Annotated in this window: 12 protein-coding genes; 11 read left to right on the top strand and 1 reads right to left on the bottom strand. The window is 65.4% G+C overall.

The features are described from left to right. The 3 genes from U5798_RS27175 to U5798_RS27165 all read left to right on the top strand — a co-directional run. A partial coding sequence (locus U5798_RS27175) for a hypothetical protein (RefSeq protein ID WP_322083779.1) occupies nt 1–269 on the top strand: 269 nt, incomplete at its 5' end. 33 nt (nt 270–302) lie between these two features. Beyond that, complete coding sequence (locus U5798_RS27170) at nt 303–2,378, top strand: molybdopterin oxidoreductase family protein (RefSeq protein WP_322083778.1); 2,076 nt, start codon at nt 303–305, stop codon at nt 2,376–2,378. 136 nt (nt 2,379–2,514) lie between these two features. After that, nucleotides 2,515–4,188, top strand: coding sequence for a long-chain fatty acid--CoA ligase (locus tag U5798_RS27165; protein WP_124455297.1), 1,674 nt, complete (start codon nt 2,515–2,517; stop codon nt 4,186–4,188). 271 nt (nt 4,189–4,459) lie between these two features. Here U5798_RS27165 and U5798_RS27160 read toward each other — a convergent pair whose 3' ends face one another. Beyond that, nucleotides 4,460–5,611, bottom strand: coding sequence for a porin (locus tag U5798_RS27160; protein WP_124455298.1), 1,152 nt, complete (start codon nt 5,609–5,611; stop codon nt 4,460–4,462). Nucleotides 5,612–5,890: 279 nt separating this feature from the next. On the opposite strand from U5798_RS27160, the gene coq7 reads away from it, so the two are divergent. From coq7 to mraY, 8 genes are all read left to right on the top strand, one after another. Further along, nucleotides 5,891–6,514, top strand: a complete 624-nt coding sequence (coq7, locus tag U5798_RS27155) for a 2-polyprenyl-3-methyl-6-methoxy-1,4-benzoquinone monooxygenase (protein WP_322083777.1) — start codon at nt 5,891–5,893, stop codon at nt 6,512–6,514. Nucleotides 6,515–6,899: 385 nt separating this feature from the next. Continuing rightward, a complete protein-coding gene (gene mraZ, locus U5798_RS27150) occupies nt 6,900–7,328 on the top strand; it encodes a division/cell wall cluster transcriptional repressor MraZ (RefSeq protein ID WP_006487094.1) in 429 nt (142 codons plus the stop codon). 23 nt (nt 7,329–7,351) lie between these two features. After that, a complete protein-coding gene (gene rsmH / locus U5798_RS27145) occupies nt 7,352–8,293 on the top strand; it encodes a 16S rRNA (cytosine(1402)-N(4))-methyltransferase RsmH (RefSeq protein ID WP_124455300.1) in 942 nt (313 codons plus the stop codon). Next, a complete protein-coding gene (gene ftsL, locus U5798_RS27140; protein ID WP_124455301.1) occupies nt 8,290–8,631 on the top strand; it encodes a cell division protein FtsL in 342 nt (113 codons plus the stop codon). The genes rsmH and ftsL overlap by 4 nt, the downstream gene beginning before the upstream one ends. Next, nucleotides 8,628–10,475, top strand: coding sequence for a peptidoglycan D,D-transpeptidase FtsI family protein (locus U5798_RS27135; protein ID WP_124455302.1), 1,848 nt, complete (start codon nt 8,628–8,630; stop codon nt 10,473–10,475). Before ftsL ends, U5798_RS27135 begins: the two co-directional genes overlap by 4 nt. Then, the gene (locus tag U5798_RS27130; protein WP_322083776.1) at nt 10,472–12,010 is read left to right on the top strand and encodes a UDP-N-acetylmuramoyl-L-alanyl-D-glutamate--2,6-diaminopimelate ligase; all 1,539 of its coding nucleotides are present in this window, start codon (nt 10,472–10,474) and stop codon (nt 12,008–12,010) included. Before U5798_RS27135 ends, U5798_RS27130 begins: the two co-directional genes overlap by 4 nt. Further along, nucleotides 12,007–13,413, top strand: a complete 1,407-nt coding sequence (locus tag U5798_RS27125) for a UDP-N-acetylmuramoyl-tripeptide--D-alanyl-D-alanine ligase (protein WP_322083775.1) — start codon at nt 12,007–12,009, stop codon at nt 13,411–13,413. The genes U5798_RS27130 and U5798_RS27125 overlap by 4 nt, the downstream gene beginning before the upstream one ends. 16 nt (nt 13,414–13,429) lie before the next feature. Continuing rightward, a complete protein-coding gene (gene mraY / locus U5798_RS27120) occupies nt 13,430–14,599 on the top strand; it encodes a phospho-N-acetylmuramoyl-pentapeptide-transferase (protein WP_006477019.1) in 1,170 nt (389 codons plus the stop codon). Nucleotides 14,600–14,614: the final 15 nt, after the last annotated feature.

Below are 14,614 nucleotides of genomic sequence, written 5' to 3'. Positions count from 1 at the left end.
CTTGCATTTCCGCGGCAGAAATGTGCGTGGAGCCGCGAAGCGACGTTGGAGTCGTCTACGTCACTCTTCCAAAGACCAGACGTGGTACCGATTTCTCCTGCTGGTTGATATCTGTTGCGATTCACGGGCTTACTGAGCGCATCGTCGATCAAAACGCGCTCTGTGCTCAACCTCCCGTTCTCCACGGCGCCCCGCGTCATCAGTCGGTCTTCGGTCAGGCAACCCGCGATCCGAACGAAATGAACGCTTTATTCGGCGCGTCCACGTAAAATTCGCGAATTCCCCTCTCCGCATTCAAAACGATGAACGCCGCCACACAGGTAGCCCGGGCCGTCTGCCCGCACGATTGTCCGGACACGTGCGCGATGCGCGTGACCGTCGAGAACGGCAAGGCGATCAAGGTCACGGGCGATCCCGACCACCCGCCGACGCAAGGCGTGCTGTGCACGAAGGTCAGCCGCTATGCCGATCGCGTGCACCATCCCGATCGCCTGACGGTACCGCTCAAACGCGTCGGCGCGAAGGGGGAGGGGCGCTTCCTGCCGATCAGCTGGAACGAGGCGTTCGACGAGATCGGCCGTCGTCTCGGTGAAATCGCTGCTCGCGCGCCGGAAGCGATCATGCCGTACAGCTACGCAGGGACGATGGGGCTCGTGCAGGGCGAGGGCATCGCCCAGCGGTTCTTCCACAAGCTCGGCGCATCGCGGCTCGAGCGCACGATCTGCGCGGCAGCAGGCGCAGCGGGGCTGCGATACACGTATGGCGGCAGTCTCGGTATGCACCTCGAACATTTCGAGGAAAGCGAGCTGATTCTGATCTGGGGCGCGAATCCGATCGCGTCGAGCCTGCACTTCTGGACGCGCGCGCAGGAAGCGAAGCGCCGCGGCGCGCGTCTCGTCGCGATCGACCCGTATCGTTCGCTGACTGCGGAAAAATGCCATCAGCACATCGCGCTGAAGCCCGGTACCGACGGCGCATTTGCGCTCGGCATGATGCATGTGCTGATGACCGAAAACCTGCTCGATCACGACTACATCGCAGACCATACGCTTGGCTTCGATGCGCTCAAAGAGCGCGCAATGTCCTATCCGCCGGAACGCGTGGCGCAGATTTGCGGTGTCGATGCGGCGGAGCTGGTCGATCTTGCGCGTCGCTACGGTGCGACCCGCAAGGCGTCGATCCGCCTCAACTACGGCATGCAGCGCGTTCGCGGTGGCGGCAATGCGGTGCGCGCGATTGCAAGTCTGCCGGCGCTGACGGGCGCGTGGCGCGATCGGGCCGGCGGGCTGTTGCTCTCATCGTCGGAATCCGCGCCGGTCGACCAGGCGGCGCTGCTGCGTCCGGACCTGATGCCCGGTTGGCCGCACCAGCTGCCGCGCATCATCAACATGAACGCGATCGGTGACGCGCTATTGCACGCGGGCGACGCGACGTTCGGGCCGAAGGTCGAGGCGGTGATCGTGTACAACTCGAACCCGGTAGCGGTCGCACCGGACTCTTCGAAGGTCGCCGCGGGTTTTGCTCGCGAGGACCTGTTCACGGTCGTTCTCGAACATTTCAAGACAGATACCGTCGATTTCGCTGACATCGTGTTGCCGGCAACCACTCAGCTCGAGCATCTCGATATTCACAAGTCGTATGGCCACACGTACGTGATGGCGAACCTGCCGTCGATTCCGCCGGTGGGTGAGGCACGGCCGAACACGGAGATTTTCCGTGGCATCGCGCGCAGCATGGGGCTCGACGAGCCGGCGCTGTATCACAGCGACGAAGAGATCGCGCGCGCGGCGCTCCGCTGGGACGACCCGGCACTCGACAGCGATTGGGAGACGTTGAAGCGCGAAGGCTGGCTGAAGCTCAAGCTGCCGGAGGCGCCGTTCGCGAACGGTGGTTTCCGGACCCCGTCAGGCAAGTGCGAGTTCTACAGCCCGCGGCTCGAGCAGATGGGCATGGACCCCGTTCCCGACTACCTGCCGCCGTTCGAATCGGCTGAAGCCGCGCCCGAGCTCGCTGCCCGTTATCCGCTCGCGATGATCTCGCCGCCGGCTCGTCACTTCCTGAACAGCACGTTCGTGAACGTCGACAGCCTGCGCACGACGGAAGGCGAGCCGCATCTCGACATGCACCCGTCCGACGCGCAGGCGCGCGGCATTGCCGACGGTGACGTGGTGCGCATCTTCAACGATCGCGGATCGATGCAGGCGCTCGCGCGAATTACCGATCGCGCACGCGCGGGCCTCGTCGTCGGGCTATCGATCTGGTGGAAGAAACTGTCACCGGATGGCCGGAACGCAAACGAGGTGACGAGCCAGGCGCTGACCGATCTCGGCAATTCGGCGACGTTTTACGATTGTCTTGTGGAAGTTGAGCGAATTTGATCGAATGTTGCCTTATGATCGGACGAATGTCTCCAGAAGTTCGAAGTGGACATCTAACCCTGTTGTCTCGGGGCGGGGGGGCCGTTACGATGCGTTTTAGCACGACCATTCGAAAATCTGTGAGGAGACGCGCGGCATGGACAAAATTTGGCTGAAATCGTACCCACCCGGCGTTCCAGCCGAAATTGACGCGTCTCCTTATCCTTCCGTGCCGGACCTGCTCGACGAAAGCTTCCGGCAGTATCGCGATCGCACCGCGTTCGTCTGCATGGGCAAGGGCATCACGTACGGTGAGCTCGACAAGCTGTCGCGGCAGTTCGGCGCATGGCTGCAATCCCGTGGCTTGGCGCGCGGCGCGCGCGTCGCGATCATGATGCCGAACGTGCTCCAGTATCCGGTGGCGATTGCCGCGGTATTGCGCGCCGGCTACACCGTCGTCAACGTCAACCCGCTCTATACGCCGCGCGAACTCGAGCACCAGTTGAAGGACAGCGGCGCGGAAGCGATCGTCATCCTCGAGAATTTCGCGTCGACGCTGCAGTCCGTCATCGCCAATACGGCCATCAAGCACGTCGTCGTCGCATCGATGGGCGACCTGCTGGGCATCAAGGGATGGCTCGTCAATTACGTGGTGCGCAACGTGAAGAAGATGGTGCCTGCGTGGCAGCTGCCGTCGTTCACGCGTTTCAAGGCCGCGCTGTCGGAAGGTGCACGCCAGGCGTTCAAGCCGCAGACGATCGGCCCGAACGACGTCGCGTTCCTGCAATACACCGGCGGGACGACCGGCGTTGCGAAGGGCGCAACGCTGTTGCACCGGAACATCGTGTCGAACGTGCTGCAGGCCGGCGCCTGGCACCATCCGGCGCACGAGAAGTACCCGGAGGTGAAACAGTTCGTGACTGTCGTCGCGCTGCCGCTGTATCACGTGTTCGCACTGACCGTCTGCGGTTTCCTGACAATGCGCACGGGCGGCATGGGCATCCTGATCCCGAACCCGCGCGACATCGCCGGCATGATCAAGGAGCTGAAGGGCTATCAGATCTCGACGATTCCGGCGGTCAACACGCTGTACAACGCGCTGCTGAACCATCCCGAATTCAGTCAGCTCGACCTGTCGAAGCTCGTGATCGCCAACGGCGGCGGCATGGCGATCCAGGAAGGTGTCGCGAAGCGCTGGTATGAAAAGACCCAAACCGCGATCATCGAGGGATACGGGCTGTCCGAAACTTCGCCGGTGGCGACCTGCAACCCGGTGACGGCCACCGAATACAGCGGGACGATCGGCCTGCCGCTGCCGTCGACCGAAGTGGCGATCCGCGACGATGCCGGCAACGACGTGGCGCTCGGCGAGCCGGGCGAGATCTGCATCCGCGGGCCGCAGGTGATGGCCGGCTACTGGAACCGGCCGGACGAGACCGCGAAGGTCATGTTCCCGGACGGTTTCTTCAAGACGGGCGACGTCGGCGTGATGGACGCGCGCGGTTACGTGAAGATCGTCGACCGGAAAAAGGACATGATCCTCGTCTCCGGCTTCAACGTGTATCCGAACGAAGTCGAGGACGTGGTGGCGTCGCATCCGGGCGTGTTCGAGGTGGCGGCGGTCGGGGTACCGGACGAGCATTCCGGCGAAGCCGTGAAGCTGTTCGTCGTGAAGAAGGACCCGGCGCTCACCGACAAGGACATCCTGGCCTACTGCAAGGAGCGGCTCACCGGCTACAAGCGGCCGAAGCTGGTCGAATTCCGCACGGAACTGCCGAAAACGAACGTCGGCAAGATCCTGCGGCGCGAGCTGCGCGACGGACGCGCGTAAGTCGCCGCGAGGTTGAGCGAAGAACAAGCCCGGCAGACGCCGGGCTTTTTCATTTGCAGCCGAGGCAGATCGGGAGCCGCCGCTTTCCGCAGCGGACCGGCGACCGATCGCATGTGCCGACACGGCGGGCGCACACGGTGCACCGGCGGCGCTACCGCCGCAATTGGCCAGCCGGATTCCCGGCGCGTTGACCGCGCGTTGCCGCCGCACCGGAAAAGAAAAAGGCGCCCGAAGGCGCCTTCAATATGCTGCGGCTTGCCAGGCAAGCTGATTAGAACTTGTGACGGATACCGACGCGCGCCGCGACCTGGTTGGCCGAGCTCGAACCCGCGAGACCGTTGATCGCTGCGGTTGCCTTCAGGACGTTGCCATTCGCGTCGAGCACGTTGCCCGAAGCGTGTTGATACACGCCGATCGCGTAGACGTCCGTGCGCTTCGACAGGAAGTAGTCGACGCCCAGCGAGCCCTGGTGGTACTTGGCTGCCGAGTTGCCGTCGATCTTGCTGCCTTGCGTGTAGTCGTACGCTGCGCCCAGAATCAGCGCCGGGGTCAGCTGGTACTTGAAGTTGATTTCGCCGTTGTTGAACGTCGCGGTCTGGTTCACGAACGGGCCTGCCGAGAAGCCCTTGAACTTCGTGTTCGAATACGTCGCGCCGATCGTTGCCGCGCCGAACGTGTAGGCGCCGCCAGCACCGATGACCTGGTACGTGTTCGCGTTGTTCGCGTACCCGCCGTAGATCGGCGACGAAACCGACGACGATGCGGAACCGTTGTTGAACATGCCGCCGAACTGGTTCGGCGTACGTGCGTTCAAGTAACCGACGCCGAGGACCAGCGGGCCGTTGTTGTAGCCTGCGCCGAGCGACCAGACCTGGTTCTTCGAGAACTGGCCTGCCTGGCCGCCGAAGCTGTACAGGCCGCCGAACGTGAAGCCGCCGTAGCTCTGGCTCGTGAACTTGACCGCGTTGTTCACACGATAGGCGTTATTGAAGTTGTCCAGGTCGCCCGGGTGAGCGGCGATGTAGCCGCCCCACTGGTCGCCTGCCTCGAGCGGGCCGACGAAGTCGACGACGGAGTCGTACTGACGACCGAGCGTGACCGTGCCGAACTGGCTCGACAGGCCGACGTAAGCCTGGCGACCGAACATCAGGCCGCCCTGACCGAGCTTGCCGCTGTTCACGTCGAAACCGTTTTCGAGGGTGAAGATCGCCTTCAGGCCGCCACCGAGGTCTTCGGTGCCGCGCAGGCCGAAGCGGCTGCCTTGCATCACGCCGCTCGCCATGCTGTACAGGTGCTTGCCGCCTGCGTTGTTGTTGAACAGCAGGCCTTCATCGATGATGCCGTAAAGCGTCACGCTGCTTTGCGCTTGAGCAGCGCCAGCGAACGCGCCCAGCGCGACGAGCGCGAGAAGCGACTTTTTCATTAACGGATCTCCAAGAATCACTGAATTTTTTTGGCGGGGCAGATAGTTATGTTCTGTTGACGGGCCCCATCAACTTCGCAAGAAGTCGGACGTAATGTAGCAAAACCGTTTTTTGCCACAAAGCGAAATGCCGTAGCGCAAGGCCGCCATGTTTCCTTTATGCAACAATGGTTAAAATCACGGGTTAACCGCAATTTCCGCTGAATAATCAAGTCGGTTACGCAGCGGACTCGTGCCCTTGCCGCTCGCGGCGGCACCTGCAGCCAGGAGAACAGGAACGTGTTGGATGAACTGATCAGCGAATTCGATCGCGGCTTGCGATCGCTGACCGGCATTAGCCGGATGAGCCGGCCGGTGCCCGCGCCGGCCAAGGCGCCGGACGTCGAACTGACGCCCGCGGAACGGACGCATGCCGCCGGCCTGATGCGCGTGAACCATGTCGGCGAGGTCTGTGCGCAGGCGCTCTACCAGGCGCAGAAGCTCACCGCGCGCACGGCGTCGGCGAAGGCGATGTTCGAGGAGGCTGCGCGCGAGGAGGAGGATCACCTCGCGTGGACCGCGCACCGCCTGAAGGAACTCGATTCGCGCCCGAGCCTGCTGAACCCGCTGTGGTACGCCGGCGCGCTCGCGATCGGCGTGGCGGCCGGCACGCTCGGCGACAAGGTCAGCCTCGGCTTCATGGCCGAGACGGAGCGGCAGGTCGAGAATCACCTCGAAGGCCACATGTCCGAGCTGCCGGCGACCGACGCGGCGTCGCGCGCGATCGTCGACCAGATGCGGATCGACGAGGTGAAGCACGGCAAGGCCGCGACCGACGCAGGCGGGATCGAGCTGCCGCTGCCCGCGCGGATGCTGATGCGCGCCGCGTCGAAAGTCATGACGAGCACTGCGTACTATCTCTGAGTTTTGCGCCGGGGTGGGTGTGAGCCCGCCCCGGTTCGCCGCCCCCGATATCGCCCGCCGACTCCTCGTTTTCCCGCCCCCAAAAGCCCCGTCCGCACGCCTGTCTGGGCCGTCTTTCTCACGTATCACCTTCACAAGTTGCACTAGCTCATTCATTTATAACGGTTTTTGGAATGAGGGGCCGCATGAGCATGTGCGCGTAAGTCCTTGTTCTAACTAACAAAATTCGTCAAAAAAGCGGGCCGCTCCCTTGACCGTGCCACACCCTTCCTCTAAAGTGGGAGACAGTGTGAGAAAGTGTATTTTTGTGTGATTTAGCAGGCTATTCGGGCTAAATTCTCAGCATTGAGCGGGTGCTTCGGTGCCCTGAACGGGAGAGCGGAACGTGTTCCAAGGGGCGTCGGCGCTGACGCTCGATGCGAAAGGGCGGATGTCGGTGCCGGCTCGCTATCGCGAAGCGCTGCAAGGACAGGCAGAAGGACGGGTGACTGTGACCAAGCACCCGGACGGCTGCCTGTTGCTGTTTCCGCGCCCCGAATGGGAAGTATTCCGCGCCAAGATCGCTGCGCTGCCGATGGACGCGCACTGGTGGCGGCGAATTTTTCTCGGCAATGCGATGGATGTCGATCTCGACAGCGCGGGCCGGATTCTTGTATCGCCCGAGCTGCGCATGGCAGCCGGACTGGAAAAGGAAGTCATGTTGTTGGGAATGGGTAGTCACTTCGAGCTGTGGGATTCGCAAACCTACAACGCGAAGGAGCAGGCAGCGATGGCGCAGGGCATGCCCGACGCGCTGAAGAATTTCACGTTCTGATTGCGGTGACGGAGACGCCCGCGATGGGAAATGAACTGCGGCATCGGACGGTGCTGTTGGATGAAGCGGTCGAGTCGCTCGTGACGCGGCCGGACGGCGTGTACGTCGACGGAACGTTCGGGCGGGGCGGTCATAGCCGCGCGGTGCTCGCGCGGCTGGCGGCGGGCGGACGGCTGATCGCGTTCGACAAGGATCCGAGGGCGATCGAGACGGCCCAGGGCATCGAGGATGCGCGCTTCTCGATCGTGCACGACAGCTTTGCATCGATGCGCGACGCGCTTGCGGCGCGCGGCGTCGAGAAGGTGGCGGGTGTGTTGCTGGACCTGGGCGTGTCCTCGCCGCAGGTGGACGATCCGGCGCGTGGCTTCAGCTTCCGCGCCGATGGTCCGCTGGACATGCGAATGGATCCGACGCGTGGCGAGTCGGCGGCCGAATGGCTCGCGCGGGCTTCGGTGCAGGAATTGACGGAGGTGATACGGGATTATGGGGAAGAACGGTTTGCTTTTCAGATTGCAAAGGCGCTTGTTGCTCGCCGGGCAGAGTCCGACCGTCTTGGGCCTCTCGACACCACGGGCGAGCTTGCCCAAATCGTGGGTCACGTCGTCAAAACCCGTGAGAAGGGCAAGGATCCGGCAACCCGCACCTTTCAGGCTATACGGATTCACGTCAATCAAGAGCTTGCGGACCTGCAAGTCGTACTAGACGCGGCACTGTCGTTGCTGGAGCAAGGGGGGCGGCTGGTGGTCATCAGCTTTCATTCACTCGAGGACCGGATCGTCAAGCGATTCATGCAGGCGCACGCGAGTGCGCCTGCGGTCGATCGTCGCCTGCCGATCCGTGCCGTCGACCTCCCGAGCCCGCCGCTCAAGATCATCAGCCGCCAGTTTCCGAGTGACGCGGAAGTCGCCGAGAATCCGCGCGCCCGCTCGGCCGTGATGCGCATTGCGGAGCGCGTCACGCCATGAGCCGCTTCAATATCTTCCTGCTGATCATCGTGATGGGTTGCGCGCTGTCGGTCGTCAACTCGACGAACCAGCAGCGGCAGATCTTCATCCAGTTGCAGCGCGCGCAGTCGCAGGAGCGTCAGCTCCAGCAGGACTACGCGCAGCTTCAATATCAGCAGAGCGCGCTGTCGAAGACGTCGCGCATCGAGCAGCTCGCGAACGATTCGCTGAAGATGCAGCCGATCTCGACCGGCCGCACGCAATACCTGACGCTGCCGGCGGGCGCCGCAAAGGCGATCGACGCGCCGATCCCGGCTTCGGCCGACACGGCAGGCAAGGGCAAGGGAGGCGCGCGATGAAGCCGTCGCCGAAGCGCCAGAACGTGAAGTTCTCGTCGAGCCCCGTGCTCGGCGTGCACCTGCCGATGTGGCGCTCGAAGTTCGTCGTGTTCCTGCTGTTCATGGCGTTCGTCGCGCTGGCCGCGCGGGCGTTCTGGATCCAGGGGCCCGGCAACGCGTTCTACCAGAAGCAGGGCGAGAGCCGCTACCAGCGCACGCTCGAACTGCCCGCGACGCGCGGCAAGATCCTCGACCGTAACGGGCTCGTGCTCGCGACGAGCCTGCCCGTGCGCGCGATCTGGGCGATTCCCGACGCGGTGCCGGACGATCTCGACGCCGACAAGGTCAACCAGCTCGGCAAGCTCCTCGGCATGACGCCGAAGGAACTGCGCGTGAAGCTGTCGGAAGACAAGGGGTTCGTCTACGTGAAGCGCCAGGTGCCGCTCGACGTCGCGGACAAGGTCGCCGCGCTCGACATCCCCGGCATCTACCAGCGCAACGAATACAAGCGTTTCTATCCGGAAGGCGAGATCACCGCTCACCTGATCGGCTTCACGAACGTCGAGGACGAAGGGCAGGAAGGCGTCGAGCTCGGCGACCAGAAGATGCTGTCCGGCACGTCGGGCGTGCGTCGCGTGATCAAGGACCGGATGGGGCACATCGTCGAGGATGTCGCCGAGCAGGTCCCGCCGCACAACGGGACCGACGTCGACCTGTCGATCGACAGCAAGATCCAGTACATCGCGTACGCGAACCTGAAGGCCGCCGTCGAGAAGTTCAAGGCGAAGGCCGGCGCGGCGATGGTCGTCGACGTGCGTACCGGCGAGGTGCTCGCGCTCGTCAACTACCCGACGTACAACCCGAACGACCGCTCGCGCATGACGGGCGAGCAGCTGCGCAACCGGATCATGACCGACGTGTTCGAGCCGGGCTCGATCATGAAGCCGTTCACGGTGTCGCTCGCGCTCGACCTGCACCGCGTGACGCCGAATACGCTCGTCGAAACCGGCAACGGGCATTTCGTGCTCGACGGCGCGCCGATCACCGACGACGCGGGTTTCGGCACGCTGACGGTCGGCGGCGTGATCCAGAAGTCGAGCAACATCGGCGCGACGAAGATCGCGATGACGATGCGGCCCGAGGAAATGTGGAATATGTATACGAGCATCGGCCTCGGCCAGGCGCCGAAGGTCGGGTTCCCGGGCGCGGTGGCCGGCCGTCTGCGGCCGTGGAAGAGCTGGCGCCGCATCGAGCAGGCGACGATGTCGTACGGCTATGGCCTGTCGGTATCGCTGTTCCAGCTCGCACGCGCATACACGGCGATCGCGCACGACGGCGAGCTGATGCCCGTGACCATTTTCAAGACCGACCCCAATCAGCCGGTCGCGGGCACGCAGGTGTTCAACCCGACCACCGCGCGCGAAGTGCGCGCGATGCTCGAGACGGTGGTCGCGCCGGGCGGCACGTCGCCGGATGCGGCCGTGCCGGGCTATCGCGTCGGCGGCAAGAGCGGTACCGCGTACAAGCATGAAGGGCACGGCTACACGCGCAAGTACCGCGCGTCGTTCGTCGGGATGGCACCGATGCCGAATCCGCGCATCGTCGTCGCGGTGTCGGTCGACGAGCCGACCGCCGGCAGCCACTTCGGCGGCCAGGTGTCCGGCCCCGTCTTCTCGGCGATCGCCGGCGACACGATGCGCGCGCTGAACGTCCCGCCGAACATGCCGATCAAGCAGCTGGTCGTGTCTGACGATTCGCCGGCAGCGCCGGCTGCAGCGGGGCCGCAAAAGCTGGCCGCGGGCAGCGGTGCGAAGCATATGATCGTATCCAGCACGACGCGTAATTCACCAGGAGTTGTTCGATGAGCGCCGCCCGCAGTTCCCATCCGGCGCATCAGCAGATCGCAGCCGCGCTTGCGTGGCTGCGTCAGCATGTGGCCCCCGCGGCACAACTGCATGCCGACACGCGCAGCCTCAAGGCTGGCGACGTGTTCGTCGCGTATGCGGTCGACGGGGCAGACAACCGCGCCTTCATCGCCGACGCCGTCGCACAAGGTGCGGCCGCCGTGCTGTATCAGCCGGAAGGGCTGGCCGCCGCGCCGGTCGTACCCGTCGCGCTCGCGGTGCCGGCGCTGGACCAGCTCGCGGGCGAGATCGCCAGCGGCTGGTACGGCGATCCGAGCGACAGCCTGCTCGCGGTCGGCGTCACGGGCACGAACGGCAAGACGTCGTGCACGCAATGGATCGCTGCCGCGCTGACGGCGCTGCACCAGCCATGCGCGGTGATCGGCACGCTCGGCACCGGGATGCCCGGCCAGCTCGTGCCGACCGGTTTCACGACGCCCGACGCGCCGCAGCTGCAGCGCAGCCTCGCGAAGTTGCGCGACGCGGGCGCGAAGGCCGTGGCAATGGAAGTGTCGTCGCACGCGCTGCATCAGGGCCGCGTGAACGGCACGGCCTTCGATATCGCGGTATTCACGAACCTCACGCAGGATCACCTCGACTATCACCGCACGTTCGATGCGTACGAAGCCGCGAAGGCGAAGCTGTTCGCGTGGCGCGGCCTGCGCGCGGCGGTGATCAACCGCGACGACGCGGCCGGCCGGCGCCTGCTCGAGAAGCTGGCCGGCCGTGTGCGCACGATCGCGTACGGGATCGGCGATGCGCCGGCCCCCGACGCCGATCGCGAGCTGGTCGCGAGCGACGTGCGCGCCACGGCGACCGGCACCGCATTCCGCCTGCGTTCGTCGTGGGGCGACGCGGACGTGGAAGTCGGCACGCTCGGCACGTTCAACGTCAGCAACCTGCTGGCCGTACTCGGCTCGCTGCTCGCGGCCGACGTGCCGTTCGACGCCGCGCTCGCCGAGATCGAGCGGCTCGAGTCCGTCAACGGCCGGATGCAGCGGCTCGGCGGCCGGCTGCAGAACGATGAACCGCTCGTCGTGATCGACTACGCGCACACGCCCGACGCGCTCGAAAAGACGCTCGACGCGCTGCGTCCGATCGCCACGGCGCGCGGCGGCCGGCTCGTCTGCATGTTCGGCTGCGGCGGCGATCGCGATGCGACGAAGCGCCCGCTGATGGGCGCGATCGCGGAACGGTTCGCCGACGAGGCCGTCGTCACGAGCGACAACCCGCGCAGCGAGGATCCGCAGCGCATCATCGACCAGATTGTCGCGGGCATGACCGCCCCCGATCGTGCACGCCGCATCGAGGATCGCGCGAGCGCGATCCTGCAGGCCGTGCGCGGCGCAGCACGCGAGGATGTCGTCGTGCTGGCCGGCAAGGGCCACGAGGCCACGCAGGAAATCATGGGCAAGAAGCGTACATTCTCCGACCAGGATCACGCGCGGCTCGCGCTGGCAGCGCGCGCGACGCACGGCAAGGGAGGCGGCGAATGACGATGCTCAGTCTCGGCGAAGCCGCCCGCCTGATTCCCGGCGCAACCGTCCACGGCGACGCGGGCATCACGTTCGACCGCGTGTCGACGGACAGCCGCACGGCCGGTCCGGGCGACCTGTTCGTCGCGCTGAAAGGCGAACGCTTCGACGCGCACGACTTCCTCGGTGACGTCGCCGCGCGCGGCGCCGCCGCGGCGCTCGTCGCGCACGTGCCGGCCGGCGTCACGCTGCCGGCGATCGTCGGCAGCGAAACGCGTGCCGCGCTCGGCGCGCTCGCACACGGCTGGCGCATGCGATTCCCGCTGCCGCTCGTCGCGGTGACGGGCAGCAACGGCAAGACGACCGTCAAGGAAATGATCGCGTCGATCTTCGCGGCGGCGGTCGGCGCCGACGCGCGGCTCGCAACGGCAGGCAACCTGAACAACGACGTCGGCCTGCCGCTGACGCTGCTGCGCCTGTCGGCCCAGCATCGTCTCGCGGTGATCGAGATCGGGATGAACCACCCGGGCGAGACCGAAGTCCTCGCGCGCCTCACGGCGCCGACGGTCGCGCTCGTCAACAACGCACAGCGCGAGCACCAGGAATTCATGGCGACGGTGGAAGCCGTCGCGCTCGAACACGCGGCCGTGATTCACGCGCTGCCGCCGGACGGCGTCGCGGTGTTCCCGGCCGACGATGCGTACGCGGGCATCTGGCGCGTCGCGTCGACCGGCAACCGGATCCTCGATTTCGCGCTGCACGACGCCGAACGGCAGAACGACGCGCAGGTCATCGGCCGCCTGCACGGCGGCGAACTCGCGATCGACACGCCGGCAGGTGCCGTCACGGTACGGCTGCGCGCGCTCGGCGAGCACAACGCACGCAACGCGCTGGCCGCGACGGCCGCCGCGCTGGGCGCCGGCGTCGCGCTGCCGGCGATTCGGCAGGGCCTCGAATCGTTCGAACCGGTCAAGGGCCGGCTGCAGGTGAAGCAGGCGATCGCCGGCAGCCTCGCGGGCGCGACGGTCGTCGACGATACGTACAACGCGAACCCCGATTCGATGCGGGCCGCGATCGACGTGCTCGCCGCGCATCCGGCGCCGCGCGTGCTGGTGATCGGCGACATGGGCGAAGTCGGCGACGAAGGGCCGGCGTTCCACCGCGAGATCGGCGCCTATGCGCGCGATCGCGGGATCGATGCGCTGTTCGCGCTCGGCGACGCGTCGCGCGATGCGTGCGCCGCGTATGGCGCAACCGCTCGCCATTTCGACGACGTCGGCGCGCTCGTGGCGGCGCTGCTCGCGGCCGGTTACGGCGCGCAGGCGACGGTGCTCGTGAAGGGCTCGCGGTACATGAAGATGGAGCGCGTGGTCGACGCGCTGACGAACCAACCCGCGGCGGGCACGACGCCCGCTGCACACTGAGTAGAAGGAAGGAAGCATGCTGCTGGCGCTGGCGCAATGGCTGCAAGGTGACGCAAGCTTTTTGCGCTTGTTCACGTACCTCACGTTCCGGGCGGTGATGGCCACCATCACCGCGCTCGGGATCGGGCTCGTGTGCGGACCCTGGGTGATCCGCAAGCTGACGCAAATGAAGGTCGGGCAGGCCGTGCGCAAGGACGGCCCGCAGACCCACCTCGTCAAGTCCGGCACGCCGACGATGGGCGGCGTGCTGATCCTGATCGGCATCGCGGTCGCGACGCTGCTGTGGGGCGACCTGACGAACCGTTTCATCTGGATCGTGATGCTCGTCACGTTCGGTTTCGGCGTGATCGGCTGGGTCGACGACTACCGCAAGGTCGTCCACAAGGACCCGCGCGGGATGTCGTCGCGCGAGAAGTATTTCTGGCAATCGGTGATCGGGCTGTTCGCGGCCGTCTACCTCGCGTTCAGCGTGTCCGAGGCGAACAACGTGCGCGTGTTCGACCTGTTCATGGCGTGGGTGCGGAGCGGGCTGTCGATGGGGCTGCCGGCGCGTGCCGACCTGATGCTGCCGTTCCTGAAGTCGATCAGCTACCCGCTCGGGGTCTGGGGCTTCATCGTGCTGACCTACTTCGTGATCGTCGGCGCGAGCAACGCGGTGAACCTGACGGACGGCCTCGACGGTCTCGTGATCATGCCGGTCGTGCTGGTCGGCGCGTCGCTCGGTGTGTTCGCGTACGTGATGGGCAGCGCGGTGTATTCAAAATACCTGCTGTTCCCGCACATCCCGGGCGCGGGCGAACTGTTGATCTTCTGTTCCGCGATGGGCGGGGCAGGGCTCGCGTTCCTCTGGTACAACACGCACCCCGCGCAGGTGTTCATGGGCGACGTTGGCGCGCTGGCGCTGGGCGGCGCGCTCGGCACGGTCGCGGTGATCGTGCGCCAGGAAATCGTGCTGTTCATCATGGGCGGCATCTTCGTCGCGGAAACGCTGTCGGTGATGCTGCAGGTTTCGTGGTTCAAGTACACGAAGAAGCGTTACGGCGAAGGGCGGCGCCTGCTGAAGATGGCGCCGCTGCATCACCATTTCGAATTGTCCGGCTGGAAGGAAACGCAGGTGGTCGTGCGTTTCTGGATCATCACGCTGATGCTGTGCCTGTTCGGTCTGACCACCCTCAAGCTGCGGTAAAGGAAAGGTAACAAG

Source organism: Burkholderia sp. BCC1972, from assembly GCF_905339605.1.
Classification (GTDB): domain Bacteria; phylum Pseudomonadota; class Gammaproteobacteria; order Burkholderiales; family Burkholderiaceae; genus Burkholderia.
The sequence above is the reverse complement of the archived record's forward strand: the minus strand, read 5'-3'. Positions and strand labels throughout refer to the sequence as shown.

Bases quoted from the DNA above. Each gene is read 5' to 3' on its own strand.
- U5798_RS27130 (WP_322083776.1), top strand. From the start codon at position 10,472: ATGAGCGCCGCCCGCAGTTCCCATCCGGCGCATCAGCAGATCGCAGCC.
- U5798_RS27125 (WP_322083775.1), top strand. From the start codon at position 12,007: ATGACGATGCTCAGTCTCGGCGAAGCCGCCCGCCTGATTCCCGGCGCA.
- U5798_RS27170 (WP_322083778.1), top strand. From the start codon at position 303: ATGAACGCCGCCACACAGGTAGCCCGGGCCGTCTGCCCGCACGATTGT.
- U5798_RS27135 (WP_124455302.1), top strand. From the start codon at position 8,628: ATGAAGCCGTCGCCGAAGCGCCAGAACGTGAAGTTCTCGTCGAGCCCC.
- ftsL (WP_124455301.1), top strand. From the start codon at position 8,290: ATGAGCCGCTTCAATATCTTCCTGCTGATCATCGTGATGGGTTGCGCG.
- U5798_RS27160 (WP_124455298.1), bottom strand. From the start codon at position 5,611: ATGAAAAAGTCGCTTCTCGCGCTCGTCGCGCTGGGCGCGTTCGCTGGC.
- mraY (WP_006477019.1), top strand. From the start codon at position 13,430: ATGCTGCTGGCGCTGGCGCAATGGCTGCAAGGTGACGCAAGCTTTTTG.
- rsmH (WP_124455300.1), top strand. From the start codon at position 7,352: ATGGGAAATGAACTGCGGCATCGGACGGTGCTGTTGGATGAAGCGGTC.
- U5798_RS27165 (WP_124455297.1), top strand. From the start codon at position 2,515: ATGGACAAAATTTGGCTGAAATCGTACCCACCCGGCGTTCCAGCCGAA.